Origin of the sequence: Actinokineospora inagensis DSM 44258 (genome assembly GCF_000482865.1) — a bacterium.
Taxonomy (GTDB): Bacteria; Actinomycetota; Actinomycetes; order Mycobacteriales; family Pseudonocardiaceae; genus Actinokineospora; species Actinokineospora inagensis.
Genome location: NZ_AXWW01000031.1, coordinates 26,695 through 52,734 on the forward strand (window position 1 = coordinate 26,695; position 26,040 = coordinate 52,734).

A 26,040-nucleotide genomic window follows, 5' to 3' on the forward strand; every position below is an offset into this window, starting at 1 on the left:
GGCGGGCGGAGATCACCCGCTGTGCTGGTCATCGGCGTCGGTTGGCCGCTGCTCAGGTGGTGCCCGCCACGTCGAGGTCGCCCGCCTCGCCCCGGCCCGACTCGGGTCGGGGCGACGCCGCGCGCAGCCACGCCACCCCGGCCGCCGCGGCCGCCGCCACCCCGGTCGCCCCGGCGAGCCCGACCACGATCGCCGGGGTCAGCCATTGCGCCAGCAGGCCCGCGAGCACGATCCCCAGTCCCTGCGCGGTTTGCATCGCCGCGCCCGCCAGTCCGATCGCCTGGCCGCGGGAGCTGTCCGGCACCCGTCGCACGAACTCCGCCTGCACCACCATGTCGTGTGCCGACGCGAACCCGGACAACGCCCACAGCGCCGTTGTCACGGCGAGAACCAGCCCCCACTGGCCGGACATCAGCGCCGTCGGCACGAGCACCGCGCACGTCGCGACCGCGAGTGGTGGCATCAACCGGGTGCGCAGGTCTGGCCGGACTCCCTTGAGCCACACCATACCCAGCACCGACCCGGCCGGGATCGCCGCCAACAACCAGCCAACCGCACCGGTCCCGCCGTGGATCTGCGCCGCGTACGGCACCGCGAGCGACTCGGGGATCACGTAGAACCCGTTCACACAGGCGATCGCGACCAGCGCGCGCAGCCGCGCGTCCCGGCCGACCAACCGGAAACCGGCCGTCAGCGACCGCCACCACGTCTTCGGCGACCGCGCGTCCCCGGCGCCTTCCGGTCGGTGCGACCGAACCCCGACGACGATCAGCAACGCCGACACCGCGAACGTCACCGCGTCGATGACCAGGGTCGTGTGCGTGCCCAATGTCGTCACCAGCGCCGCGCCGACCGCGATCCCGCCGACGAGGCCGAGTTGGTCCGTGGTCCGCATGACCGCGAGCCCGACCACGAACCGGTCGCCGGACAACAACTTCGGCAGCACCGCGTTGCGCGCGGCCGAGAACGGCGCGAACGGCAACTGCACCAGGCACAACAACCCCACCAGCACCGCGATCGGTTGCCCCGGCACCGCCATCACCGCGACCAGCGCGGCCCGCACGACATCGGCGGCCACCATCACCCACCGCCGGTCGAACCGATCAGCGAGGCCGGACAACAATGCCCCACCGGCCAGGCTGGGCAGGATGGTCATCGCGTAGGTCAACGCCGTCCACGCCGCCGAATGCGTCCGGTCGAACACCAGCACCGACAACGCCACCCGCGCCAGTTGGTCGCCCACCCGCGACTGCGCGTGCGCCAACCAGAGCACCCGGAACTGCCCGACCGCGAACACGTCCCGATATCGGGCCGCCCGCTCGTCTCCCACGACCAAACCCCCTGCCGGCACACCATGTGGTTCGCATCATGGCACGACCGTGCGCTCCGCCTCACCGGAATCGACGAAGGCGGGTGAATGTTTGACCACCGGTGGGTGAGCCCATCGGGAACCCCGACCGGCCGACGCCGATCCGCCGCTCGATACTCCACAGTGGACTATATTGCGATTCGCATGTGGACGGTCGTGCCGTCCGGGCCGGGGGCGATGTCGAGCGTGTCGGCCAGCGCGCGCATCATGCTCAGGCCGCGACCGCGGTGGTCGGTGCGCGCGGCGGTCGACGGGTGCCAGCGGCCGGAATCCGCGATGCTCAGGTGCAGGTCGGAGACGGTGGCCTCGGCGTGCAACCGGACCGTGCCCGGCTCCACGCCCCGGTAGCCGTGTTCGACGGAGTTGGCGCAGGCCTCGTCCACCGCCATGAGCGCGTCCTGGGCGGTGGACGGCGGGATGTCCGCGCGGGCAAGCCAGTCGCGCAGCGCGGCGCGGGTCACCGGGAGCTGGTCCGCGACGGCGGGGAAGGTCAGGTCCAGTGGCCCGGGGTGCCGGTAGAGCAGGACGGCGACGTCGTCCTCGTAGCCCGCGTCCGGTGCCAGCCGGGTCATCACGTGGTCGGCGAGGTCGGCCAGCCGCAGGTCACCACCTTCCGCGACGACCTCCCCGGCCACCCGCATGCCCTCGGTCAGCGCGACGCGCCTGCGTTCCACCAGGCCGTCGGTGTACATCAGCAGGGTGGACCGCGGCGGCAGCGCGCGGTGGGCCTCGGGGCGGGTGAAGCCCGGCCGGACGGCCAGCGGGGTTGACGCCGCTTGGTCGAGCATGGATGTCGTGCCATCTGGGGTGGCGAGGACGGCAGGCGGGTGACCGGCGCTCGAATAGGTGAGCACCCCGGTCTCGCGGTCGAGCACCCCGCAGAACACGGTGGTGCAGATGGCGCCGGGAACCTTCGCGGCGAAGTCGTCGAGGGCCATCAGGGTGCGGCCGGGCCCGAGGTCCTGCAGCAGCAGGGCCCGGCAGGCGCTGCGCAGTTGCCCCATGACGGCCGCCGCCCCGATCCCCCGACCGACGCAGTCACCGACCACGATCCCGATGCGCCCGTCCGGCAGCGCCGCCGTGTCGTACCAGTCGCCACCGACCTCGACCGGGCGGGCCGCGGGCTCGTAGCGCACGGTGAACCCGGCGGGCACGTCCGCCGGACCGAGGATGGCGCGCTGCAGCTCGATGGCGGTCTCGCGCTGCTGGTCGATCTGGTGCACCCGGGCCAGCCCGGGACCGAGGTGGCCCGCCAGCAGCGCCAGCAGCAACTCGTCCTGGTCGGTGAACGGCCGCCGCGGGTCGAGGTCCAGCCACAACACCATCGGGCCCGCCGGGTGGTCCAGCGTGACGTGGACGCCGCCGTCGCCCGCCGCGGGCACCAGGTTCGGCCGCAGGCACAGCTTGACCAGTTCGTCGCGCCGCCGCTCGCTCAGGTCGTCCCACCCGAGGTCCGGGTCGGTACCGGTGAACAGCGGCACCGACGCGTCGGCGCGGATCACCGCGAGCACCCGCGGCACCTGCCAGAGGTCCTTGAACTGGGCGAGGACGACCGCGAGGGCCTCCGCCAGGCTGGTCGCCTCGGACAGCGACACGCTCAGCGCCGCGAGCGCGGAGTCGCGCTGGACGGCGTGGTGCTCGGTCGTGACGTCCCGCAAGGTGCCCACGGTGACGGTCCGCCCGGTGTCCGGGTCGCGCACCCGGTTGACCGTGGCCCGGACCCACAGCCGGTGGCCGTCCCGGTGCGCCACCGGGACGGCCGGGATCGCGGACAGCTCACCCCCCGCGCCGTCGAGCAGGCGGCCGAACGCCGCGCTGACCTGCTGGTGGCCCTGCGGGTCGGCGAGCTCGTCCGGCCACCACGGGTGCGGGGCGGGGTAGGGGAGGCCGTCCGGGCCGTAGCCGAGGATGTCGGTGAACGCGGCATTGGCCTGGACCACCGCGCCGTTCTCGTCGCAGACGAAGAACCCCTCCTGCAGCGAATCGATCAGCGCCGCGCGCCAGCGCGAGTGGTGGTCGCGCAGCCGGGCCAGCCGCACGCTGGTCCGGACCTTGGCCAGCAGCTCCGCCGCCGCGAACGGTTTGACCAGGTAGTCGTCGGCGCCCGCGCGCAGCCCGTCGACCGAGGCCTCCTGCCCGGCGCGGGCGGAGAGCAGCAGCACCGGGACGGCCGCGGTGCGCGGGTCGGCGCGCAGCGCGGCGACCAGGGCGAGGCCGTCGAGCTCGGGCATCATCACGTCGCTGACGACCAGGTCCGGTGGCGTGGCCAGGATCGCGGCGAGCGCCTGGGCGCCGTCGTCGGCCGTTCGGGTCCGGTACCCGGCGCCGGTGAGCAGCCGGGTGAGGTATTCGCGCATGTCGGCGTTGTCGTCGGCGACCAGGACCGTCGCGGGCGCCACATCCGACGACGCGGCATCGGACGCGCTGGGCGGCACCGGCTCGTCGACCCGCTCACCGGGCAACCAGCGCAGCGCCTCCTGCACGTAGGGGGCGGCCGAGGTGTGCGTGACGGGTGGTTCGGCGTCGACGGTCTCGGTGGCCAGGTGGGTGGCGCCGAACGGGAGCCGGATGGTGAACGCGGTCCCCACGCCCTCGGTGCTCTCCGCCGTGATGGTCCCGCCGTGCAGGCCGACCAGTTCGCGGACCAGGGCGAGCCCGATACCGCTGCCCTCGTTCGACCGGGACCGGGTGTTCTCGATGCGGTGGAACCGCTCGAACAGCCGGGGCACCTCGCCCGCCGGGACCCCGACACCGGTGTCGGCGACGACCACCTCGGCGTGCGCCCCGTCGGCGCGCACCGCCACCGAGATCGAGCCCGCGAAGGTGAACTTCACCGCGTTGCCGAGCAGGTTGAACAGCACCTTCTCCCACATGCCCCGGTCGACCAGCACCGGTTCGGGCAGCGCCGGGCAGTCCACCCGCAGCTCCAGCCCGGCCCGCTCGACGGCCGACCGGAACACGCCCGCCAACTCCGCGGTGACGGCGGCCAGGTCGACCGGTTCGTACCGCGCCCGCATCCGCCCGGCCTCGATCCGGGAGAAGTCCAGCAGTGAGTTCACCAGCTTGCCCAGCCGCAACCCGTTGCGGTGCACCAGTTCCAGCTCGCGCCGCAGCTCAGGGCCCGCCGTGCCGAGCAGGTCCTCGACCGGGCCCATGATCAGCGCCAGCGGGGTGCGGAACTCGTGCGAGATGTTGGCGAAGAAGGCGGTCTTCGCCCGGTCCAGCTCGGTCAGCTCCTCGGCCCGCCGCTGCTGCGCCCGGTAGCTGCGCGCGCTGGCCAGACCGGCGGCGAGGTGCCCGGCGACCAGTTCGACGAACCCCCGGTAGCCCTCGTCGATCGGCCGGTAGCGGTTCAACCCGGCCACCAGGAACCCGGACGGCGTGCCACCCTGCTGGCGCAGCGGCACCGCCAGCGCCCGGGTGGGCGGCAGCGCCCAGGGACCCCGGGGCGGGTGGTCGAGGTGGTCCAGCGCGACGAGCACCGATTCGCCCCGCGCCAGTTCGGCGGTCGGCCAGGTGTCCGGGGGAGGGGTGTTCCCTGGCCAGGTGGAGCCTGCCTGCCGGGTGCTGCCGTCGTCGTCGACCAGGTAGACCAGGGTGAACGGCAGGTCGGCCCGGTTGCGGTCCAACTGCGCGCACGCGAAGGCGAGCGCCTCGTCCTCGGTGCGCACCGCGCTCGGGTCCGACCCCAGGTCCCGCAACGTCGCCATCCGCCGCTCACCGATGACCTTGTCGGTGTCCTCGCTGACCACGCACAACATCCCCGCGACCGCGCCCGCGTCGTCGCGCACCGGGCTGTAGGAGAACGTGTGGTAGGTCTCCTCCGAGAAACCCGATCGTTCCAACAGGAGCAGCAGCGACGCGTCCCAGGTGGCCTGCCCGGTCGTCAGCACCGTCTCGATGCGCGGTCCGATGTCCGGCCAGATCTCCGCCCACACCTCGCGGGCGGGCTTGCCCAGCGCCCACGGGTACTTGCGGCCCAGCGTGTCCCGCCGGTAGGCCGCGTTGCAGAAGAACGTCAACCCCGGGCCCCACGCCAGCCACATCGGGAACCGCGATGCCAGCAGGATGCTCACCGCGGTGCGCAGGCTCTGCGGCCAGGTCGCGGGCTCACCCAGCGGCCCCGCCGCCCAGTCCACCGCGGCGAGGTCGGCGCCCACCTCCGGATCAGCGGCGAACACGTCAACCGGCGAACCCGGGCTCCCCAAGTCGGCTTTCCCTTCATCCCGCGGCCGCCGACCACCTACCGACGACGCCTCAACAATCGCAGCCCACAGCCCCGCACGCGAGCCGCGGATCGCCCGTCAAGGCTAACTCCGCTCGGCCCAACCGCGGTCGGGGGCGGCGTGGCGGACTCGTCGTCTCGGCGCCAGCAGCGAGAGCGTCGCGCACGCCATGCCGACGAAGGTCAGCCACGGGGCGGTCGCCAGGGTGCCGATGGCCGCGCCGAGCACGCCCAACGAGGCCAACGACAGCCGCGTGATCGGGTCCGGCGGCTCCGGGTCCGGTTCCTTGAGCATCGACACGAGTTCGGGGGCTTCCACGCCAAGGTGGACGGCGATGTCGTCGAGTCTGCGCTGCTCTCGTCTGTTCAGGGCTCGGCGGTTCACGGCTGACCTCCTTGCTCGGGCGGGCCCGCGACGACCGGCAGCGAGCGCGGTGGGTGACCGGCCGACGGCGCGAACGTGCTCCCTGCCTTGTGATCGAGATACCCGGTCCGCGCGCCCGGCACACGCCCGATCGCGGTTCGGTTGATCCGGTCGCCCCGGTCAGCAGGTGATCAAGAGCGCCAGGAGCGCCGTGCAACCGGCCACGGAGGTGTTGTTCGCGGGGGCCGGGTCCGCCGGTTTGCCACCGGTGATCGCGGCCGACGCGTCGAACCGGCCGAGAGCGAGCAGACCAACCGTCGTCCGGATGGCGTAACGGGTGCTGCCGCCCGCGGCGAGGGAGCCGACCGGGCACGTGACCTGGCTACCGGCGGCCGTGCAACCGGTGGTGGCGGAGGAGGCGGTGACGTTGGTGGGCAGGGTGAGGGTGACGGTGGCCGAGTTCAGCGTGCCGGGCCCGTTGTTGGTCACGTCGATCGTGTAGTCGACGCGGCTGCCGGAAGCCGGGGCGGCAGCGGTGAGCTTCACGGCGGCGTCGGCGGGCGGCACCGCGACAGCCCAGTCGCTGACCATGAACGAGGTTTCGGCACCGCCGGGGGAGGCGGCCAAGCGGGTACGGCCGGTGCCGTCGGGCTTGACCGTGTACACGCTGTGCTCGGCGGGAACGGTGAACGCGATCGCGGTGCCGTCCGGCGACCACTGCGGGGCGTACTCGCGCGCGCCAGTGGTGAGTGTGGACAGTCCCGTGCCGTCGGCGTTGACCACATCGGTGCGGATGAGGCCGAGGGCGAACAGGGTGAACGCGATCTTCACCCCGTCCGGGGACCAGTCCGGGTGCCAGGCACTGGTGTAACTGGTGTTGTTCGTCAACCGGGTCGGGTTCGTGCCGGTCAGGTCCGACACCCACAGGTTCGGGTTGCCCAGCCCGGTCGGCGGCGCGACATAGGCGATCCGCTTGCCGTTCGGCGACACAGCCGGATCCCAACCGGTGATGCCGGTGGACACGCGCCCGGTGCCATCCGCCTTGACCGAGACAATGGCCCGATCGTGGTTCGAGTAGTAAACCCGCCCATCCGGCCCCCACGAGATGATCGGCGCCACCAGCCCGCCGTCAACCACCCCGTCCGTGCCGACCTGGACCAGCCCACTCCCATCCGGGTTCACCACCCACACCTGCAGACTCCCGGACCGGCTGCTGACGAACGCGATCTTCGCCCCGTCCGCCGCCGCCACCGGCGAAGTGTCGTAGGCGACGTCGTTGGTCAGCCGCACCCGGTCCGTGCCGTCCACGTTCACCGAGTAGATGTCGAAGTCGTCCTGGTAGTAGATCTTCCCGTTCCCCCCGCCGAACGCCGCCGAAGCCCCCGGCGCCCACACCGCCCCGGCCAGCACCCCAACCAGCACGCCAACCACAACCCTGACCCCGACACGTGACATGGCCCCGACTCCCTCACGACTGGCGGATCGACCACCAACGTAGAAGAAACCCCCACCACCCCGACATCGCTCGATCGAGTACCCGGGTCGCCCCCGGCCGGGACTGCAAAGAAGTCTATGCAAAGGGTTCTTGTCAGTCTAGGTTGAGCCCGGTGACCGACGAACCCGAGTCGAAGCGGCTCGACGTGGGTGGGCTGCGCGCGCTCGCGCACCCGCTGCGGCTACGGCTGCTGGAGTTGCTGCGGTTGGACGGCCCGGCGACCGCCACCCGGCTGGCCGAGCGGGTCGGGGGGAACACCGGCAACATCAGTTGGCACCTGCGCCAGCTCGCGGCGGCCGGGTTCATCGAGGACCACGAGGAGCGCGGTACCAAGCGGGAGCGCTGGTGGCGGGCCTGCCACCAGTACACCAGCGTGCACGACGCCGATTTCCCGGCGGACCCGGAGATCCGTTCGTCCCTGTTCACCTTGATGACGCAGAACCTGGCCAGGCAGATGCGGCGGGCCGAGGAGTTCCTGCAAGAGGACTGGGACGAGGCGTGGCGCGCGGCCGCCGCGATGGGGCACTGGGTGCTGCGGCTGGACCCGGACGCGCTGCTGGCGCTGGGCCACGAGATCACCGCCGTACTCGAACGGCACGAGGCGCTGTCCCGGGAAGCTCCCCGGGAGCCGGGGGTCGAAGACGTGATCTTCCAGCTCCAGGTGTTCCCCCGGCGACGGGCGGACGAGGCATGACCGAACCCGCGGCGACTGGGATCGGGGTATTGCGCAGTCGGACCTTCCGGTTGTTCTGGGCGGGTGAGACCACCAGCAAGTTCGGTAGCGCGATGACCGTGGTCGTGCTGCCGCTGGTCGCCGTCGACACGCTGCACGCGAGCACGTTCCTGGTCGGGGTGCTGCAGGCGGCGGCGTGGATACCGTGGCTGGCCATCGGGTTCCTGGTGGGCGCCTGGGTTGATCGGGCGTCCAGGTGGCGGGTGATGCTGCTCAGCGACATAGCGTCCGCGCTGGCGTTCGCGTCGGTGCCGGTGGCCTGGTGGCTCGGCGTGCTGACCATGTGGCACCTGCTCGCCACCGCGCTCGTCGCCGGGGTGGCGTCGGTGTTCTTCTCCACGGCCTACAGTGCGTACCTGCCCGTACTGCTGCCCGGCGCCGACCTCGGCGCGGCGAACAGCAGGTTGCAGGGCACGGAGAAGGCCGCGCAGGTGGCGGGCCCCGGCATCGGTGGGGTGATCGCCCAACTCCTGGGCTCGGTCGGCGTGCTGTTGATCGATGCCCTGACCTTCGTGGTGTCCGCGGTGTGCCTACGTTTCCTTCGTGTGCCCGAACCGCACGTCCAGGCTGACGCCAGTGGTGCGAGGCCAGGTCTGCTGACGGAGATCGGTGCCGGTGTCCGTTTCTTGTGGACGGATGGCTACCTGCGTTCGCTCAGCCTCTACGCGGCCGGGTCCAACCTGGCGGCGGGCGCGTTGCAGGCCGTGCTGGTGGTCTTCCTGGTCCGCGAGGTCGGGTTGCCGCCCGCCGCCATCGGCATCCTGCTCGGCGGCATCGGCGTCGGCGGCATCCTCGGCGCGCTGGCCGCCGCCCCGCTGGCCCGCCGGTTCGGCACCGCCCGGACGATCATCCTCTGCGAACTGGTCGCGATGCCGTTCGCGCTGCTCATCCCGCTGACCGGTACCGGTTTCGGGGTCGTGTTCCTGCTCGTCGGCGGCGCCGTGGTGAGCGCGGGCATCGTGCCGCCCAACGTGATCAGCGCGACCTTCGTCCAGACCTACTGCCCGGACGGCATGATCGGTCGGGTCTCGGCAGGCATGCGGGTGGTCAACTTCGGCACCCTGCCGCTGGGTGCCCTGCTCGGCGGTGCGCTCGGCGACTCCCTCGGTACCCGGACCACGATGTGGATCATCGCGGGCACCCTCGTCGCGTGCATCGCTCTCCTGCTGTGCGGACCGGTGGGCCGGGTACGCGACCTGCCCAGCAGGCCGCAACCCCTACCGCGTGCGTGACATGGCTTGATCTCCGTGGCGGCCGGGAGCGGGCAGTTGGCTCAACTGTCGCTCGTGGACCGTGTCGTCGCTGCCGGACCCAGTCGGCATGGCGAGTGGTGGTGGCGGCTGGGTGCGGGACAATGGTGGTGGCTCGACGTTGGGAGGAGTCATGGTGGTTTACGCCGGTCCGCGCTGGCTCACGGCTGCTCGTGGGGTGCTGGCCCTGGTGTTCGGCCTGCTCGCGATTCTGCTTCCCGGGTTGACGCTCGTCAGCCTGGCGGTCGTCTTCGGTGTGTATGCCCTGGTCGGTGGTGTGGTCGCGGCGGTCGCGGCGGCTGGGACGAGGGTGCGTGGGCCGTACCTGTGGGAGGCGGTCGTCTTGATTGTGACCGGTGTCGTCACGCTTGTGTGGCCGGGTGTCACGATTCTGGTGCTGGTGACAGTGCTGGGCATCTGGTCGATCGTGTCCGGTCTGGGGCAGTTGGGGTTCGCGTCCCGTGCTTTGCGTGAACACCGGGCGGCGTGGCTTGTTTTCCTGTCGGGCGCGTTTGGTGTGTTGTTCGGGATTCTGGTGATCGCCCGGCCGTCTGCGGGAGTCGCCGTGATCGCGTTCTTGATTGGGCTTTACGCGATCCTGCACGGGGTCATGCTGTTGGCGCTCACATATGTCACGCGGCGGGTGGGGTAGCTATTTCTCGCATGCCACGCCGTCGTGGTCCTTGTCGAGCGCGGCGCGGTAGCCGGGGTCGCCTTGGTGGAGGGGCGCGGCGCCTGCGGCCTTGGCTTCGGTGCAGTTCTTGTAGTAGGCCTGCGCGGGTTTGGCGACTTCCGGCTCCGCGGCCTCAACGGTCGTCACCGGGGCGGCTGGAACCGTGGTGACCGGCGGTGGTTTCGGCGCGGCGGTCGTGGTGGTGGGTGCCACTGTTGTCACCTTTGCCACTGTTGTCACCGGCTGGGCGGCGGCGCTGGTGATGTCAGCCGGGGTGACCACAACTGTTGTCGCAGGTACGTTCGCCACGGGCTGTACTGGCTGGGTGGGATTTCGCGGACTTCCGGCGATCCCGGCGATCACGATCAATGCCACGAGTCCGGCGCCCGCTACCCACAGCCACTTGAGCCTGAGATTGCGCCACCACCGCATCGCGCTCATCCCCTTTGTCCGAAGACGGAATTGTGCTGATGGGATCGTGTGTCTTTTGCGGTCTGTTACCGGGTGATCGGCCGGTGACCCGCGTGCCCAGGTCGGGCCGGTGGCGCTTCAGCTACTTGGCGGTGGTGTGTCCCATCGAGGTCGGGACATTTGTCGCTGGGATGGGTTAGGGTGGTGGTGGCTGCCAGGGAGCCACCGGTCCGCGGGAATGGGCTCAGCCCACCTGGCTCGCGCACCGCGTGTCACCATTGTTCTCCTTTCGGCCCGAGGACGCGGACATCGGGCGGACGAGAGGAGATCGTCGTGGCTGACATGCCGGAACGCCCGCACATCGACAACTTCCGCAAGCAGGCCCGCGCACTGCAGCGAGCGGTGCGGGCAGGTGACGCCGAGGCGGTCGCGCGGGTGGCGGGCCATCATCCGGGTGGGGTGTCCGCGGAGTTCCCGCTGAGTGGGGCGCAGTTGGTGGTCGCGCGGGAGTACGGGTTCGCCAGTTGGCCGCGACTCGTGCGGTACCTCGACACGGTGGCTGAGCACGGTTGGGACACGAAGCTCGGGGCGGCGGCGGTCTCGGATCCGGCCGACGAGTTCTGCCGGTTGGCGTGCCTGACGTATGGCGACGACAAGCCGGAGCGGTGGGCGCAGGCGCGTGCGGTGCTGGCCGAGCATCCTGAGTTGACCAGGGGGAACATCTGGGCCGCCGCCGCTGCCGCGCGGGTTGACGACGTTCGGGTATTGCTGGCCGAGCGCCCCGGTCTGGCGCGTGAGCGGGGTGGGCCGATGCGGTGGCGGCCGTTGTTCTACCTCGCGTATTCGCGGTTCGATCCGGATGTTGCTGCCGCGGATGTGCTTGGAGTTGCGCGGTTGTTGCTGGACGCGGGGGGTGATCCGAATGAGGGGTACTTGTTTGACGCGCTTCCGTCGCCGTTCACTGTGTTGACAGGGGTGTTCGGTGGGGGCGAACAGGGGCAGCCTGCTCATCCGCATTGTCTTCCGCTGGCCCAGCTTGTGCTCGAAGCGGGCGCGAGCCCGAATGATGCGCAGGCTCTTTACAATCGGATGTTTGATTCTGATGACTCGCATTTGGAGTTGCTTTTCGCTCACGGGTTGGGTCGGGATGACGGTGGGCCGTGGTGGGAACGGGTTACCGAATTGGGGACGCCTGCGGATATGCTGCGGGTTCAGCTCCGGTGGGCTGTTGAACATCGGCAGCTCGGTCGGGTCCGGTTGTTGGCTTCGAATGGTGTGGACGTTTCGTCACCATTTGCGGGGCGGCGGCCGGTGTGGAGTCCTGGCGATGGTCGGACGCCGGTGGAAGTGGCTCATCTCAATGGGGATGTTGAGATAGTGTCGTATTTGGGGTCTCTCGGGATTGCGGTGCCTGCGGTTTCGCCGGTGGATGATCTCATTGCGGCGGTTTTTCGGGGGGATCGGTCTGTCTTGCTCGCTGGGGCTGAGGTGATTGCTGAAGCTCGTCGGGAGCGGCCGGGGTTGATTGTTTGGGCTGCTGGGCGGGGGGTGGTGGAGGTGGTTGTTTTGCTGGTGGAGCTGGGGTTTGATGTGAATGCTTACGGGCGGGGGGATGTGCCGATTGAGGATGCTTGGGAGACGGCGTTGCACGTGAGTGCCGGTGCGGGGGATGTGGAGATGACTCGGCGGTTGCTGGAGTTGGGGGGTGATCCGGGGCTTCGGGACAAGCGGTTTGGGGGGACGGCGGTGGGGTGGGCTCGGCATTTCGGGTGGGCGGGGGTGGTGGCGCTGTTGGAGGGGTGGTGAGTTGATCTTGTTGCTGGTGTTGTCGGTGTGGTGGGTTAGGGTGTGTATTCGGGGGCTTTGCTGCTGGTTGATCATGGGTGGGCGGACTGTGGGTGGGTGCGTCTAGGCTGTGTATTCGAGGCTTTCCGGCGGGTTGATCATGGTGCATGGGCGGCTGGGCGTTCTTGTCGGTAGGCTTGGGTAGGCTGTGTATTCGGGGGCTTTGCTGGCGGTTGATCTTGGTGTGAGGGGGCACTGGGCCTCGCTGCGCTCGGGGGTCGGCCTGGTCGCCTTCGGCGACGCCGGCCTCGGGCGCCAGATTCAAGCTGGAGTGCCCGTTGTGGTGAAGTTGTTTTGTTTGGGGCCCCTAGCGGTAGCCTGGGTAAGGCTAAAAGGCGGGGCCACTGGAAAGCGTGGCCTTACCCGCCTGCCGGCTTAGGCCACCGCTCCCCCCAAACAAAACAACTTCACCACAACGGGCGGTTGGGATCGGCGGGTTTCGAGGCGCGCGGTGCGAGTGTGGGGCTTCGTCGATGGGGGGGTGGGTTGGCGGCTTTCGTCGATTTGGGGTGGTTTTTTGAGGCGCGCGATGCGGGGGTGGTGCTTTGTTGATGAGGGGTGGGGTTGTTATGAGGCGCGTGGGGTTGGTGTGTTGTGGCGCTTCTTCGCCTGGTTGGTGTTGGTGGGTTGTTGTTGGCGTTTTTGGGTTCTGCTGAATTGCCACCTTGGGTCTCTGGTGTTAGTGGTTGGCGTGGTAGTGGCGGCGGATTTGGGCGTCGGTGAGTTGGGTGGGGTAGACGGCTAGTTCGTCCAGGGTGCCGACTAGGTAGTCGCTGGAGGGGCGGTTGGGGTAGTTGACCAGGGTGCCGCCGCCCCAGCGCCAGTAGCCGGTGAAGTTTTGGGCGGTGGTGGTTGTCGCGTCTTGGGCGATGAGGTTGCCGTCGACGTAGAGTTTCATGCCTGCGGTGCCCAGGCTGGCGGCGACGTGGTGCCAGGTGGCGTCGGTGTAGGAGGCGGTGGAGGTGATCGACTTCACCGTGGCGGGTTTGACGGCGAAGACGAGTTTGCCGGTGTTGTCGATGTAGAGGAGGCGGTCGCGGTTGGTGCTTGACGAGCTTGTCGTGTCGTAGAAGCCGGTGATGAGGCCGCCCCAGGGGCTGCCGGTGCGGAACCACGTTTCGATCGTGAACGACGTGGGGTTCGCGAAGCTGGTGAGGTTGGCGGCGTTGCCCGCGCCGTTGAAAGCCACCGCGGTGCTGGATGACTGGCCCTGTTGGGCGCCCTGGAGTGCGCCGGGGGCACCGGCGGTCATGGGGGATAGGGCGCCTGCGACGGGGAGCGGGTCCGGCGGTGGGGACTGCTCGTTGTAGAGGTCCTGCACCTGCGAAGCCGACAGCGCGGCCTGGATGGTGCGGATTTTGTCCAGGTACCCATAAAAATAGTCCATTTGGGACCCGCTGCGCAGCGCGCGTCCGGTTTGGACGGTGCCGGTCGCGTTCCACTTGGTACCGCCGCGGGTGGTGGAGTCCTGCAACACCCCGTTGACGTAGAGCTTCAGCGTTTCCGCGCCTGCCTGGTAGACGCCGACGATGTGGTACCAGCCGTTTTGTTGGGCGATGGCCTGGCTGTAGACCGCGTCGTACGTCGGGGAACTGGTGTCGGTGCGGGGAATGCGGAAACACCACCGCGTCGAGCTGATGTCCGCGCCCAGCAGGTAGCCGCTGCCGACGGTGCCCTGTTGCGCGATGATGCTGCGGTCGCCGTTCGGTGTGGTCAGGTACGCCCACCCCGAGACCGTGAAGCTCTCGTCGGTGCGCAGCGACGCGGCCTGGCTGACGGTCCAACTGCTGGAGCCGTCGAAGTAGCCGGAGGTGCCCGCGACCGCGGTGTCCGACCACTGGACGTTGTTCATCGCGCCGCTGTTGCCGTTGCCGGAGGAGTCCGAGACGGTGACGGCCAGGTTGTCGTCGTACTGCCAGTCCAGACTGGGCCGGGTGTAGATGTCGTCGATCTCGGCGGCGGTGACGGCGCGGTTGTAGAACTGGACCTCGTCGACCTTGCCCGGCCAGTACTGCGCCCCACCGCCGTTGTAGCCGCGGCCGATGGAGATCTGCCCGGTCGCGTTCCACCCGCCGCCGCGGCTGGTCGTGCCCTCCAGCGCGCCGTTGAGGTAGATCTTCATCTGCCCGTTGATCGAGTCCCACACACCGACCACGTACGTCCACGCGTTGGCGAGGGCACTGGTGCTGCTCGACACCCGCACGGTCGACGCGCCGGCCGAGTCGGACGCGGGCATGGTGAAGGCGTACTTGCCGGTCGAGGTGATGTAGGACAGCGCGAACGAGTTGACGTTGGTCCCGTCCTTGGCCAGGAATGTCCGGTCCGCGCCGCCCGCGCTGCTGATGTACACCCAGGCCGCGGCGGTGAAGCTGGTGTCGGTGCGCATGACGAAGGTCGACGCGCTGACGTAGTCGTCGACGCCGTCGAGGGACAACGCGCGCCCGGTGCGGCCCGACGTGCTCCAAGTCGCGCCGTTCTGCAGGGTGCCCGTGTAGCCGAACGGCCCGCTGTCGGTCGCGGTCGTGCCGGTCTGCTCCATGTTGTACTGGGCGTTGGGCGCGGTGGCGGCGCCGTAGATCCCGGACACCTCGCTCGCGCCGACCACGCGCGCGTAGATCCGGCCCTCGTCGAGGGCGCCCGCCCACGGGAACAGCCAGCTACCGCCCCGGTAGATGGACCCGGCGACGAGCCACCCGGTGGCCTTCCACTCGTAGGCGTCCGCCCGCGCGGTCGAGGCTTCCAGGGACCCGTTGACGTAGAGCTTGATGACGTTGTTCGGGTCGTCGTACACGCCGACCAGGTGCACCCAGGTGTTGGCGACGACCGAGGTGGTCGACTGGGCGTAGTCCTCGGTGCCGCTGGACGCGTCGCTGCGGGGCAGGCCGAACCGCCACTTGCCGCCCTGCTGGTACAGGTACCAGGCCCCGACGTTGCTGCCCTGCTGGGTGAACGCCACCGCCGTGGCGCTCGCCGAGGTCGTCTTGACCCACATGGACACGGAGAAGCTTGTGTCGGTCGCGACCGGTGACGGGTTCACGCTGGCCACCCGGTCGTTGACGCCGTCGAAGTTCACCGCGCCGCCCGCGATGCCGGTTGTCCAAGTAGGACCGTTGGTCAGCACGCCGGTGTTGACCCCGCCCGAGGAGTCGCCCGCGTTGGTCCCGGTTCCCTCGTCGAACCGCCAGTGCGTGGACGGCCCGTTGGTGGTGTTGTTGTACTGGCCCGGCCTGCTGTTGCCGGACGAGTCGGCCGCCGTGCTGGTCGACGAGGAAGACTGGCTCTCCTCCTGGCGGTGGTAGAACAGCGGGCTGTCGCCGGTCACCGAGGCCGAATACGTGGGGAACGTGGTCGCCGCCCCCAGGCCGTTGCCCGTGTTGCCGCCGGTACCGGTGAACGCCGCGAAGCCCCCGCTGACGGAGGCGACCAGTAAGACGACCGTTGCGACCGCGCCCGCGGTCAGCCATTCGACGTTCCGCACGCCCGCGATCGGGCCCGGTGCGTGACCGCCGATGCCGATCAGCGGTCGCGGCGGGGGAGCGGGCACCGGTCGGCCCCCGAACGTCCAGGCCAGCGCGGTCAGCCCCACCAGCGCGACGAGTGCGATGGTGAGGCTCAGCCAGTCGCCGGAGTGCACCCAGTACGAGGGCAGCCCGACCCACGGGACCCGCAGCCTGCCCTGCCCGTGGACGGCGTCCTCGGTGATCGGGGTGCTGTCGGCCTCGGCGTTCGCGTCGCCCTTGGTGATCAGTCCCGCGTCCGGGTCGACCCGGACCAGCCGGTGCAGCAGCGTGCGGTCGGCGTGGGTGGGGTCGTCGAACGCCAGCACCGCGCCGGGGGCCGGGTGGTCGGTCAACAGCCCGCCGACCACCACCACGTCACCCGGTCGGATGGCGGGGCTCATCGACCCCGACAGCACGACGTGCGACTGCCAGCCCACCAGGAACGGCGCCACGCTCCAGAACACCAGCCACACCAACACCGACAGCGTCGCCCCCGCGACGAACGCCACCAACTCACACGCGTACGCACGCGTCCGGGACCCACCGGTGACGGTGGGTCCGAGCTGGGTGAATCGGGGGCGGCGCACGGTCACGCACCCCGGGCTTCCCACAGGGACATGACGGCGCGCGGGAGCAGCGTGCTCCCGGTGCCTACGCGCAGTCCCATGGTCGGTACCCGTCTCGTGATCGTTGTGCGGATTGGTTCACCGAGGGATTCGGCGCAGGCGCTGTCCATCGGGGTGCCACACGGTTGCGAACCGGTTGCGCGGGGCCCGAACGCGAATTACCTGACGGTAACCGGGGATCGCGTTCGCACAGCACACCGACTACGGCTCAGGTGTGCCGCTCGGTGTGGTCCCACGGTGGTCTGCCGGAACGGTGGTCCCGGAGCGGCCTGCCCGCGGCGCCGGGGCCGGGCAACATGTCGATGTCGTTGGCGTGCATGGGTTCGCCGCAGTGCGGGCAGCGCAGGTCGACGGCCGCGATCTCGCCGCAGGCGCGGTGGCGGTAGAGCACCGGCGGACCCGCCTCGCCCGCGAGCCACCTGTCACCCCAGCCCGCCATGACCATGAGCAGGTCGACCAGCTCGGTGCCCTTCTCGGTCAGCACGTACTCGTGCCGGGGCCGCTGGTCGTACGGGCGGCGCTCCAGCACGCCCTGGTCGACCAGGTGGTTGAGCCGCTCGGTCAGGACCTTGCGGGAGATCCCCAGGTCAGCCTGGAGTTGGTCGAACCGGGTGAACCCCACCCACACGTCCCGCAGGATCAGCGGTGACCAGGGCTCCCCGATGACGTCCCAAGTCCGCGCGATCGAGCAGGTCATCTTGCCGAAGTCCGTGCGCTGCATGAGCCGAGCCTAGCCGTTGGGGTTCCTTCAAGGAACTTTGACGTGCTACGGTCATCGGGTCTCCTGAAGGAACTCAAGTGGGGGTTGTCCCGATGAGCAAGGTCCACCAGTCGAACAACGTCGTCGCGTCGCCCGAGACGGCCAAGGCGCTGAACCCCGACATTCGTGCCGTGCTCGATGGCACCCCGCTCGCCCACGTCGCCACCGTCCTTCCCGATGGCGCGCCGCACTCCGTTCCGGTGTGGATCGGCACGCACGGCGACCACGTTGTGATCTTCTCTGGCCCTGGTAGCCGGAAAGCCCGCAACCTCCGTCGCGATCCCCGGGTGGCGATCTCGCTCACCCCGCCCGACCGGCCGTTCACGCCGGTGCTGATCCGCGGTCGAGTGGTCGACTGGCTGGACGGTGAGCGGGCCTGGGAGATCGTCGACCGGGTCGCCGCCAAGTACATCGGTGGTCCGTACAGCCGCGAGGACGCGCGGGTCGTCGCGATCATCGAGCCCGATTGGCAGAGCCACGGCTGATGCGGTGCAACCGATGGTTGCGCATGGCGGTAACCCGCTCTACAGTGTTGAGCAACCGATGGTTGCGCGAGAGGGAACGCTGTGGAGTTCGGGAGCATTGAGCGGGAAATCGAGATCGAGGCCACGCCGCAGGTGGTTTACCAGGTGGTGAGCACGCCGGAACACCTGCGGGAGTGGTGGCCGGACGACGCGGAGTTCGAGCCGGTGCCCGGGGCCACCGGGACCGTCTCGTTCGGCGCGGGAACTTCCGCGACCGACCACGTGGCACCGATCGCGGTGGTGGAGGCGGACCCGCCGAAGCGGTTCTCGTTCCGGTGGGTGTTCGACGACGAGTTGGCCGGTCGGTCGCTGCTGGTCACGTTCGACCTGGTGCCCGCGGGGGCGGGCACGCTGCTGCGGATGACCGAGACCGGGTTCCGGGAAAAGGGCTGGGAAGCGGCCGTCCTGGAGGAGCAGTACCGCGACCACGCGTCCGGCTGGGACTTCTTCCTGCCCCGGATCGTCCCGTACGTGGCGAAACTGGTCGCGACCCGGTGACGGTCGACGACGACCTGTGGTCCGCGGTGGGCGATCCCACCCGGCGCAGGCTGCTCGACCTGCTACTGGCCGACGGCGGCGGCACGGCGACGACGCTGAGCGAGCGGCTCCCGGTCACCAGGCAGGCGGTCGCGAAACACCTCGGCGTGCTCGACCGCGTCGGCCTCGTCCACGCCACCCCGTCCGGCCGCGAACGCCGCTACGAAGTGGACGAGGCCCAACTCGCCCGCGCTGTAGCGCAACTGTCCTCGGTCGGAGCCGCGTGGAACGCCCGCCTGCTCCGCATCAAGCGCATCGCCGAGGCGATCCAGCGCAGCCAACCTTGAACCCACAACGCGAGGAGAACAGCATGGTGGACATCCGGCACAGGATCGGCGTGCGCGCCACGCCCGACGACGTCTACACCGCACTGACCACGGTCGACGGCCTGTCCCGCTGGTGGACCGAGGACACCACCGACGACGGCGGGGTGCTCAAGTTCCGCTTCATCCCCGGGGGCTTCGACATGGTGGTCCTGGAGACCCGACCGGCCGAGTTGGTGCGCTGGGAGGTCGTGGCCGGTCCGGACGAGTGGGTCGGCACGACCGTGACCTTCGCGCTCAACGAGGAGGACGGCTACACGATCGTCCTGTTCGGACACGAGGGGTGGCGGGAGGCGGGCGAGTTCATGAGCCACTGCACGACCAAGTGGGGAACTTTCCTGCTGAGCCTGAAGAACCTCGTCGAGACCGGTGAGGGCGCCCCGGCTCCGCGCGATGTCCAGATCAGCAACTGGCACTGAAGTGGGGTCCGGGCCGGGGCGTCCCCGGCCCGGACCCGCGGGTCACTTGCCCGCCTGCTCCAACTGCAGCAGGGCGGCGGCGAGGGTGAAGTACTTGCTGGTCGCCAGGTCGCGCACGGTCTTGATGCCGAAGGCGGCACCCAGCTTCTCCGCGTCGCCCTCGCTGACACCCGACAGGGCCGCCACCGGCGCGTCGAGCACCTCGGTCAGGCCCAGGTTCTCGTACGCCTTGTCCAACTGCTTGTCCAGGTCCACCGAGATCGCCACAGCGGTCTTCCTCTCCGGGGGTGTGTGGGAGTCGATCAGATCTGCGTCACCCTATCGAGCGACCCCGATCGGCTTGCCCGGAGTTCAGCCGACGGGACTGGGCTCGTCCGCCGGGGCTTGGCGGGAGCGCAGGAAGCCCCAGGCGACGAGGACGGCGGCGAGGGCGGTGAGGGTGAGGCCCGCCGCGGTGATCGCGGTGTGGAACTCGGTGGTTTGGGCGGTGGACCAGGGGGTGGTGGCGACGTCGCCGGTGAAGAGGGTGGCGAGGATGGTGCCGGTGATCGCGATGCCCGCGCCGGAGGTCACCTCGGTGGCGGTGTCGGTGAGCGCCACGCCGATGGAGGTGCGGGACTTGGGCAGGCCGCGCAGGACGTTGACCGCGGCGACCACACCGACGACGCGCAGGCCCGCGGCGACCAGCGCCAGCGAGACGGCCACCCACAGGTAGCCGAAGGTGCTGAAGAGACCGTAGACGGCCAGGCCGCAGACGACCGCGACAGCGCTGAGCCAGGCGGCTCGTTCGAGGCCGACCCGTTGGACGAAGGGGTTGACGAACGCGCCGCCCGCGATGAGCACGACCACCTGGGGGAGCATGCCGAGGGACGCGAGGGCGGGTGGCCAGCCCCAGTCGAGCTGCAGTTGCAGCGTCACCAGGTAGCCCAGGCCCGCGGTCGCGAGACCCGCGGCGGCCTTGAACGCGAGGCCGCTGGCGACGAGGGGGCGGGCGACGAGCGCCAGGTCGAGGAGCGGGTGGCGGGTTGATCGCTCGCGGCGGACGAACAGCGCGGCGGCCACGACGGCGGAGACGGTGACCGTCCACGGCGCCCACGAGCCGGTTCCCTGGTTCACGAACAGGGTCGGCGCGATGAGGGCGAGCACGATCGCGGTCGTACCCAGGACGGCGCCTGGGACGTCGGCGGGGTCGCGGTGCAGGTCGGCGGCGTCGTCCGGGGTGATGCCCGCCCGGACCCCGATGAAGGCGAGCGCGGCGATCGGCACGTTCACCAGCAGCAGGACCTGCCAGGGCGCGACCGAGAGGACCAGGCCGCCCACCGTCGGGCCGACCGCGAGCCCGACCAGGCCGACGGTGGAGATGAGCGTGGTCGCGCGGACCCGCAGGCTGTCCACATCGAACAGCCGGAAGGCGAGCGCCATCGACCCGGGGGTGGTCATCGCGGCGGCCACGCCGGTCACCACCCGGACCGCGATCAGTCCCGCCGCGCTGGTGACGAAGGCGGTCGCCAGGCTCGCTGCGCCGAGCAGCACCAGCCCGACGAGCATGACCCGCCGCCGCCCGAACCGGTCGGCGACCGCGCCGAAGACCAAAATCAGGCCGCCGAACACGACCGCGTAGGCCCCGGTCACCCACTGCAGGGCGACGGTCGAGGCGTGCAGGTCACGGCCGATGGTGGGCAGGGCGACGTTCAGGATGGAGTTGTCCAGCATCTCGAAGAGGAACACCGCGGACAGCCCGGCCAGGGCGACCCAGGCGGCGCGCAGGGACTGCGGCCCGGGGGACCGGATCGCGGGTTCGTCGTGGTGAGGGGTGCTCATCTGAGCTCCTTTCGGCAGGTCAGTGGATACGAACACTGTTCTACAGCAGAACGGCGTCCCGATCCATACGAACAGTGTTCTTATGGCGTAGAATACTGTTCCGAGAGGCGCTAGACTCAGCCCATGTCACCGACCCCGCGACAACGGCGCGCAGCCCGGCACCAGCTCGACCCGGGGCGGCAGCCCCCGGCGGCGCGGCGCGGGCCGTCCGGGGGGAGCAAGAAGCCGATCACGGTGGACGCCATCATCGACACGGCGTTCGAACTGGTGGCCCGCGCGGGGTACGAGGCCCTCACCATGCGCGGGTTGGCCACCGCGCTGGAGACCGGGCCGTCGTCGCTCTACGCGCACGTGGTCAACAAGGAGGACCTGGACGAGCTGCTCATCGGCCGCCTCTGCGCCGGGGTCACCCTCCCCGAGCCCGACCCCACCACCTGGCGCGAACAGATCATCGACGTCTGCACCCAGCTCCGCGACCAGTACCTGCGCTACCCGGGCATCTCCCGGGCCGCCCTCGCCGCCGCACCGTCCAACCTGGACACCCTCCGGGTCGGCGAGGGCCTGTTCGCCATCATGCGGGCGGGTGGCATCGACCCGCAGGCCGCGGCCTGGGCGATCGACTCGCTGACCCTCTACGTCAACGCGCACACCCTTGAGGTGTCCTTGGCCGCCAAGCGCTCCCGCACCGACGACACGTGGGTGGTGAGCCGCGCCGACCTCCTCGACCGCTTCGCCGCCCTGCCCGACACGTTCCCGACGACCAAGCGCTACGCCATCGAACTCACCGCGGGCACCACCGGCAACCGCTTCGCCTTCACCATCGCCCTCATGCTCGACGGCCTACCGGGCTTCCGGCGCTGACCGGCACCTGCCCGAACTCCACCATCTCCAATTCCACAGTGGACTGATCAGGTCTACCGGGCCCCGGCGTTGCGGAGGGTCCCGGAGAACGGGCTGTGCCCGGCGAGCATCGCCGTGCAGGCGAAGCTGCGGACGGCCTCGCCCGGTGTCCCGTTCTCGAACACCCAGACGTACCCCGACGCGTACTGGGGTCCGCCGCCGCCCAGCCAGCGCTGGGCGGCGTCGGGGCAGGTCCGGGCCTGGAAGTCCTGGATCTGGTCCATGGTCGGCATGGTGCCGAACACCGGGGTCAGGTCGCGCAGCACGGTGACCTCGTCGGTGTGCGGGCCGCTGCACGGGACGGTGGTGATGTGGTACAGGTCGCTCGGCGTGGCCAGGCAGGTACCCACCTTGATCGTCGCGAAGACGTCGCCGCGCCCGATGTCCGATCCCGCGGCGGGCATCGCGTTCGCCGTCGTCCACGGCAGAGCGCGCTGGGGTGCGGCCGCGGTCTGCCGCGGTGCGGCCTTGCTGGGCGGCTGCCCGGTCGGGTCCGGCGTGTGGGTGACCGGGACCGGGGGGACCGCGGGGGCGGCGTTGGTCGTCGTGGGGGCGGGCCGCTGCTGCGACTGGAACGGGTCACGCGACGCCGATCTCGACGTGTTCCTGATCGCGAAGACCACGACGAGCACGATCAGTCCGAGGAGGACGGTCAGCGTGCCGGTCAGCCTCGGCCCCCGCCGCCTCGCGGAGAGCACCGGAGCGGGCGCGGGCGGCGCCCACGTCCGCCACGGTTGGGGCGCGGGCACCGGCGCGGGCCGGGGCCGCCGGATGTCAGCCTCGGACACCTTCGCCGCTTGGACCCACGCTTCGTCGAAGGCCGGTGGGTCGGCCTCCCCGTCTCCGTCGTTGTTCGTCCCCCAGGACTGTGCCATGCGCGCACGGTAATTCGCCCGGGGGCGACCGCCGCAACTCCTGGTCGAGCTGGTCGCCAACTCGTCGTTCGTCGTTCAGCAAAGCACTCTTGGCGACCCCCGCCCAACTGGTCGCCCCGCCCGAGTTCGTCACCCAGCCACGCCCAGGCATGGCCCCCACCGCCCCCCTCGCCCCCGGGCGGCCCCCACCCTTCCCGGGGGGCGTCCCCGAGGCCAGTCTACCGGGGTGGCGAGATCAACAGGGGCGAGGCAGGCGAGCTGTGGACTGCTGGGCAGGATGTGGATAACCCGCAGGATGTGGATAACCCGCGCGAAGACGCGGGCCAAGAGCCACTAGCGGCTGTGGCCCGACCCAGAAGGTTGACAGGGTCTCGACGTGCCCCACGACGTCCCCGGCGGTCCAGTACGAGGCTGTTGCGGCGCCGGGAACGCCGTGGGCAGGCCGATACCCAGCCAACCTCCGGGTCGAGCGGCTAGCGGCTCGACCCGGAACGTTGACCACGTCTCGACGTGCCCCGCGACGTCCCTGGCGGCGTTGCCGCAACGGCCAAGTACGTTCAGTACGAGGCCGTTGCGGCGCCGGGAATGCCGTGGGCAGGCCAATGTCCGGCCAACCTCCTGGGTCGAGCGGCTAGGTCAGTCGGTCTCGGCGGAGGGGAGGTAGGCGCCCGGTACGTCGTCCGGGCTGTACACCTTGTCCTCACCCGCGTAGGGCAGGCTCCAGCCGTGGGTCTGGTACCAGGTGAAGTGGTTCATCTGGGCCGGGTTGGCGAAGTCGGCCGTGGCGTTCGGGCCGGTCAGCCGCTGGTGCGTTTGCCATTGCTGCCACTGGGCCGCCACCTGCTGCTTGTCCGCGGGTACCGCGACCACTGGCGGCGACGCGGCTGTTGGCGCCGGGACGTCCGCGCCGCACGGTGGCAGCGTGGTCAGCCCGAGGGTCAGCGGGGTTTGGTTCGGCACCGCGGTGAACGGGGTGTAGTCCGGCTTCGTGGTGAAGGCGGTGCTCATCGGGGTGGCGGCGCTGTCCTTCTGGTTCATCGGGTGGATCCCGAGGATCTGCTCGATGGTGCGGACCATGGTGATCTGCGTGTAGTAGCGGCTGTCCACCACGCCGTGCTGGGCCCACGGGCTGATCACCTGGATCGGCGCCCGGTGGCCGTCGACGTGGTCCAGACCGGCCTGGGAGTCGTCCTCGACGACGAAGATCGCCGAGTCCTTCCAGTACGGGCTGTGCGAGATGGTGTCGACGATCTTGCCGGTGGCGAGGTCGTTGTCGGCGACCTGGGCGGCCGAGTTCGGCGGGCCGCCGGTGTGGTCGCTCGACAGCCAGAACATGTTGAGGTTGGCCGGGCCGTTCTTCTGGAAGTCCTGCTTCCAGATCTCGTACCGGTAGATGTCCGGCACCGCGGTGTCGAACTTCGGGAAGCCCGGCACCGACACGGTGTTCAGCGACGGGATCGGCGACGACGACACGAGCGGGTACGCGGTGGGCTGGCCGGTGGCCGCCATGTTCTTGGTGTCGCAGTACAGGTTCTGCCAGGTCGCGTCCGCGGGCTTGGTCAGGAACTGGTGGAACTCGCCGAAGTCGCGCACGGTCTTGCCCGCCGCCTGGGCGCCGGACCACAGGAAACCGGAGCTCTGGTGGCCGAGCGCGTCGTCCTCGGTGTCGTAGCTGCGCAGGTACTCACCGGCGGAGGACTCGGTGTACTCCGGGTCGTCGGCCTGCATCAGCCAGTTGTGGCCCTCGGCGGAGTTCGTGCCGATGTCGTAGGTGTTGTCGTAGAGCCCGAACTGGCGCTCCAGCGCGTGCTGGTTGGGGGTGACGGCTTCGCCGAACTGGGTCAGCTTCGGGTCGCCGTTGCCCCGGGTGTCGTCGCCGAACTGCTGGTCGTAGGTCCGGTTCTCCTTGACGATCAGGAACACGTGCTTGATCGTCGACGGGTCGCCGAGCCGCTGCGGCACCGCGACCGGGCGCTTGCTGCCCCACCCGTCGGCCTTCTCCACAGCGGAGTGCGTCCACCCGTTCTGCCGGAACACCTTGGACGTGTAGTCGCGGATGGTTCGGTCGTCGGGCAGCGTGAACCTCTGCAGGCTGCCGGTCGTGTCGTGGGTGCCGTGCCCGGCGGCGGTGGTGGGCCGCTGGGCGTCGACGCCGCGGGTGTTGGACACCAGCACGCTGTTCCCGGACGAGGCGATCGCGGTCGGGAAGTAGTCCGTCGGCAGCAGACCGACGTAGCTGACCGGTTCCTGTCCGCGGTTGTGCAGCCGGTAGACCGCGACCGCGTTGGCACGGCCGAGGGTCACCAGCAGGTGCCCGTCGTCGGTGACCGTGATGCCGTCCGGCTCGTAGCCGACGCTGGCCTCCGGCCACGGCTGGGTGGTGATGGTCTGCACGACCCGGTTGTTGCCGGTGTCGATGACCGAGACCGTGTTGCTGTTGGTGTTGGCCACGAACAGCGACCCGTTGCGGGCGTACAGGTCGGTCGGGTGCAGGCCGACGGGGATGTTCTTGACCGCCGCCGTCGGGTTCGCCACGTCGATCACGCTGACGGTGCCGGTGGTGGTGGCGCCGGTGACCGGGCTCGCGGGCACCTGGGTGCCGTACGAGTTCAGCGTCTTGTCACCCGCGACCGCCGTACGGCCGCCCTCGTTGCCCACGTACACCTTGGAGCCGACCAGGACCAGGTCGCGTGGCGCGTTGCCCACGGCCCAGCTCTGCTTGATCGTGCCGGTCGCGGCGTCCAGCGCCACCACCCGGTTCTGGCCGTTGACCGCCGCGTACACGGTCGAGCCGTCCGCCGAGAACACCGCCTGGGCGACGAGCGCGTGCTTGGGGCCGTCCGCGGCGATGGTGACGAAGGTCGGGTTGGCGACGGTGCCGTCCGGGTTCACCGCGAACCGGCGGTAGCCGTCGGTCTGCGGCAGCCACAGCGTCTTGCCGTCGGGGGAGTAGGTGGGTCCTTCCTGGCCGACGTCGTTGCCGGGGATGCGCAGGTTCGCCGACGCGGAGTTGCCGACGAGCTGCTGCACCTTCCAGCTCTTGAGGTCGACGATGGTCAGCGCGATCCCACCGTCCGCGGTCAGCGCCGCGAGGTGGCCGCCGTCCGGGCTGACCGTGGACGACATGATCTTGCCGTTGGTGACCACCAGCCGGTCGCCGATGGGGTCGACGAACTGGTCGTCCGACACGACCAGGCCCTGGTCGGTGACCTGACCGACGTGGTCGGTGCCGAAGCCGAGGGTGGACGCGGAGCCGACACCGGAGCCGACCGCGACCAGGGCGACGGTGGTGGAACTGGAGACAGCGATACGCAATCTGCGGCCGCTGCGTTCACCGAGGAGGCGCGAGTGCGTCTCCTCGGTGCGCCTGCGGCGGCGCGTTACCTGCAT

At 70.1% G+C, this 26,040-nt stretch carries 20 protein-coding genes; 9 read left to right on the forward strand and 11 right to left on the reverse strand.

Annotated features, from left to right (window positions below):
• Positions 1 to 52: 52 nt before the first annotated feature.
• The 4 genes from H504_RS34880 to H504_RS38655 all read right to left on the reverse strand — a co-directional run bounded on the left by H504_RS34880 (position 53) and on the right by H504_RS38655 (position 7,413).
• Positions 53 to 1,330, reverse strand: a complete 1,278-nt coding sequence (locus H504_RS34880) for an MFS transporter (protein ID WP_245614236.1) — start codon at positions 1,328 to 1,330, stop codon at positions 53 to 55.
• Positions 1,331 to 1,497: 167 nt separating this feature from the next.
• Entirely contained in the window at positions 1,498 to 5,577 is a 4,080-nt protein-coding gene (locus H504_RS0113685; RefSeq protein ID WP_026423243.1) for a SpoIIE family protein phosphatase, read from the reverse strand.
• A 102-nt stretch (positions 5,578 to 5,679) separates the two neighbouring features.
• Entirely contained in the window at positions 5,680 to 5,979 is a 300-nt protein-coding gene (locus tag H504_RS0113690; protein ID WP_026423244.1) for a DUF3040 domain-containing protein, read from the reverse strand.
• A gap of 159 nt (positions 5,980 to 6,138) precedes the next feature.
• Complete coding sequence (locus H504_RS38655; RefSeq protein WP_084467659.1) at positions 6,139 to 7,413, reverse strand: DUF11 domain-containing protein; 1,275 nt, start codon at positions 7,411 to 7,413, stop codon at positions 6,139 to 6,141.
• 152 nt (positions 7,414 to 7,565) lie between these two features.
• On the opposite strand from H504_RS38655, the gene H504_RS0113700 reads away from it, so the two are divergent.
• From H504_RS0113700 to H504_RS0113710, 3 genes are all read left to right on the forward strand, one after another.
• The gene (locus H504_RS0113700; RefSeq protein WP_026423246.1) at positions 7,566 to 8,147 is read left to right on the forward strand and encodes a winged helix-turn-helix domain-containing protein; all 582 of its coding nucleotides are present in this window, start codon (positions 7,566 to 7,568) and stop codon (positions 8,145 to 8,147) included.
• Complete coding sequence (locus H504_RS0113705; RefSeq protein WP_026423247.1) at positions 8,144 to 9,418, forward strand: MFS transporter; 1,275 nt, start codon at positions 8,144 to 8,146, stop codon at positions 9,416 to 9,418. The genes H504_RS0113700 and H504_RS0113705 overlap by 4 nt, the downstream gene beginning before the upstream one ends.
• 151 nt (positions 9,419 to 9,569) lie before the next feature.
• Positions 9,570 to 10,088, forward strand: a complete 519-nt coding sequence (locus H504_RS0113710) for an HdeD family acid-resistance protein (protein ID WP_051385811.1) — start codon at positions 9,570 to 9,572, stop codon at positions 10,086 to 10,088.
• On the opposite strand, the gene H504_RS43060 is transcribed toward H504_RS0113710, so the two are convergent.
• Positions 10,089 to 10,322 carry an excalibur calcium-binding domain-containing protein gene (locus tag H504_RS43060; protein WP_245614237.1) on the reverse strand — a complete coding sequence of 78 codons (234 nt, stop codon included), beginning with the start codon at positions 10,320 to 10,322 and terminating at the stop codon, positions 10,089 to 10,091. It abuts the gene before it with no gap.
• A gap of 540 nt (positions 10,323 to 10,862) precedes the next feature.
• Here H504_RS43060 and H504_RS34895 point away from each other — a divergent pair.
• Positions 10,863 to 12,326: an ankyrin repeat domain-containing protein gene (locus tag H504_RS34895; protein WP_035304302.1), complete on the forward strand. Its 1,464-nt coding sequence runs from the start codon at positions 10,863 to 10,865 to the stop codon at positions 12,324 to 12,326.
• Positions 12,327 to 13,044: 718 nt separating this feature from the next.
• On the opposite strand, the gene H504_RS0113725 is transcribed toward H504_RS34895, so the two are convergent.
• Positions 13,045 to 16,452 (reverse strand): LamG-like jellyroll fold domain-containing protein, encoded by a 3,408-nt coding sequence (locus tag H504_RS0113725; protein WP_157440389.1) that lies wholly within the window; start codon positions 16,450 to 16,452, stop codon positions 13,045 to 13,047.
• A gap of 247 nt (positions 16,453 to 16,699) precedes the next feature.
• Positions 16,700 to 17,212 (reverse strand): winged helix-turn-helix transcriptional regulator, encoded by a 513-nt coding sequence (locus tag H504_RS34900; protein ID WP_084467665.1) that lies wholly within the window; start codon positions 17,210 to 17,212, stop codon positions 16,700 to 16,702.
• Between the two features lie 92 nt (positions 17,213 to 17,304).
• On the opposite strand from H504_RS34900, the gene H504_RS0113735 reads away from it, so the two are divergent.
• The 4 genes from H504_RS0113735 (at position 17,305) to H504_RS0113750 (ending at position 19,054) form a co-directional block, all read left to right on the forward strand.
• On the forward strand, positions 17,305 to 17,736 hold the full coding sequence (locus H504_RS0113735) for a PPOX class F420-dependent oxidoreductase (RefSeq protein ID WP_051385813.1): 432 nt from the start codon (positions 17,305 to 17,307) through the stop codon (positions 17,734 to 17,736).
• A gap of 81 nt (positions 17,737 to 17,817) precedes the next feature.
• Positions 17,818 to 18,273, forward strand: coding sequence for an SRPBCC domain-containing protein (locus tag H504_RS0113740; RefSeq protein ID WP_026423252.1), 456 nt, complete (start codon positions 17,818 to 17,820; stop codon positions 18,271 to 18,273).
• Complete coding sequence (locus H504_RS0113745) at positions 18,270 to 18,599, forward strand: ArsR/SmtB family transcription factor (RefSeq protein WP_026423253.1); 330 nt, start codon at positions 18,270 to 18,272, stop codon at positions 18,597 to 18,599. The genes H504_RS0113740 and H504_RS0113745 overlap by 4 nt, the downstream gene beginning before the upstream one ends.
• Before the next feature lie 23 nt (positions 18,600 to 18,622).
• On the forward strand, positions 18,623 to 19,054 hold the full coding sequence (locus H504_RS0113750) for an SRPBCC family protein (protein ID WP_026423254.1): 432 nt from the start codon (positions 18,623 to 18,625) through the stop codon (positions 19,052 to 19,054).
• A gap of 42 nt (positions 19,055 to 19,096) precedes the next feature.
• Here the strand turns inward: H504_RS0113750 and H504_RS0113755 are convergent, their stop codons facing one another.
• Both H504_RS0113755 and H504_RS0113760 read right to left on the reverse strand, forming a co-directional pair.
• Positions 19,097 to 19,321 carry a hypothetical protein gene (locus H504_RS0113755; protein ID WP_026423255.1) on the reverse strand — a complete coding sequence of 75 codons (225 nt, stop codon included), beginning with the start codon at positions 19,319 to 19,321 and terminating at the stop codon, positions 19,097 to 19,099.
• 84 nt (positions 19,322 to 19,405) lie between these two features.
• Entirely contained in the window at positions 19,406 to 20,875 is a 1,470-nt protein-coding gene (locus H504_RS0113760; protein ID WP_051385814.1) for an MFS transporter, read from the reverse strand.
• Positions 20,876 to 20,998: 123 nt separating this feature from the next.
• On the opposite strand from H504_RS0113760, the gene H504_RS0113765 reads away from it, so the two are divergent.
• Positions 20,999 to 21,736, forward strand: coding sequence for a TetR/AcrR family transcriptional regulator (locus H504_RS0113765; RefSeq protein WP_026423257.1), 738 nt, complete (start codon positions 20,999 to 21,001; stop codon positions 21,734 to 21,736).
• Between the two features lie 53 nt (positions 21,737 to 21,789).
• On the opposite strand, the gene H504_RS0113770 is transcribed toward H504_RS0113765, so the two are convergent.
• Together H504_RS0113770 and H504_RS0113775 are read right to left on the reverse strand one after the other, a co-directional pair.
• Positions 21,790 to 22,650, reverse strand: coding sequence for a septum formation family protein (locus H504_RS0113770; RefSeq protein WP_026423258.1), 861 nt, complete (start codon positions 22,648 to 22,650; stop codon positions 21,790 to 21,792).
• Positions 22,651 to 23,286: 636 nt separating this feature from the next.
• A complete protein-coding gene (locus H504_RS0113775) occupies positions 23,287 to 26,040 on the reverse strand; it encodes a bifunctional YncE family protein/alkaline phosphatase family protein (RefSeq protein WP_026423259.1) in 2,754 nt (917 codons plus the stop codon).

Bases quoted from the DNA above. Each gene is read 5' to 3' on its own strand.
- H504_RS38655 (WP_084467659.1), bottom strand. From the start codon at position 7,413: ATGTCACGTGTCGGGGTCAGGGTTGTGGTTGGCGTGCTGGTTGGGGTG.
- H504_RS0113750 (WP_026423254.1), top strand. From the start codon at position 18,623: ATGGTGGACATCCGGCACAGGATCGGCGTGCGCGCCACGCCCGACGAC.
- H504_RS0113775 (WP_026423259.1), bottom strand. From the start codon at position 26,040: ATGCAGGTAACGCGCCGCCGCAGGCGCACCGAGGAGACGCACTCGCGC.
- H504_RS0113710 (WP_051385811.1), top strand. From the start codon at position 9,570: ATGGTGGTTTACGCCGGTCCGCGCTGGCTCACGGCTGCTCGTGGGGTG.
- H504_RS0113770 (WP_026423258.1), bottom strand. From the start codon at position 22,650: ATGGCACAGTCCTGGGGGACGAACAACGACGGAGACGGGGAGGCCGAC.
- H504_RS34895 (WP_035304302.1), top strand. From the start codon at position 10,863: ATGCCGGAACGCCCGCACATCGACAACTTCCGCAAGCAGGCCCGCGCA.
- H504_RS34900 (WP_084467665.1), bottom strand. From the start codon at position 17,212: ATGCAGCGCACGGACTTCGGCAAGATGACCTGCTCGATCGCGCGGACT.
- H504_RS0113735 (WP_051385813.1), top strand. From the start codon at position 17,305: ATGAGCAAGGTCCACCAGTCGAACAACGTCGTCGCGTCGCCCGAGACG.
- H504_RS0113705 (WP_026423247.1), top strand. From the start codon at position 8,144: ATGACCGAACCCGCGGCGACTGGGATCGGGGTATTGCGCAGTCGGACC.
- H504_RS0113760 (WP_051385814.1), bottom strand. From the start codon at position 20,875: ATGAGCACCCCTCACCACGACGAACCCGCGATCCGGTCCCCCGGGCCG.
- H504_RS0113765 (WP_026423257.1), top strand. From the start codon at position 20,999: ATGTCACCGACCCCGCGACAACGGCGCGCAGCCCGGCACCAGCTCGAC.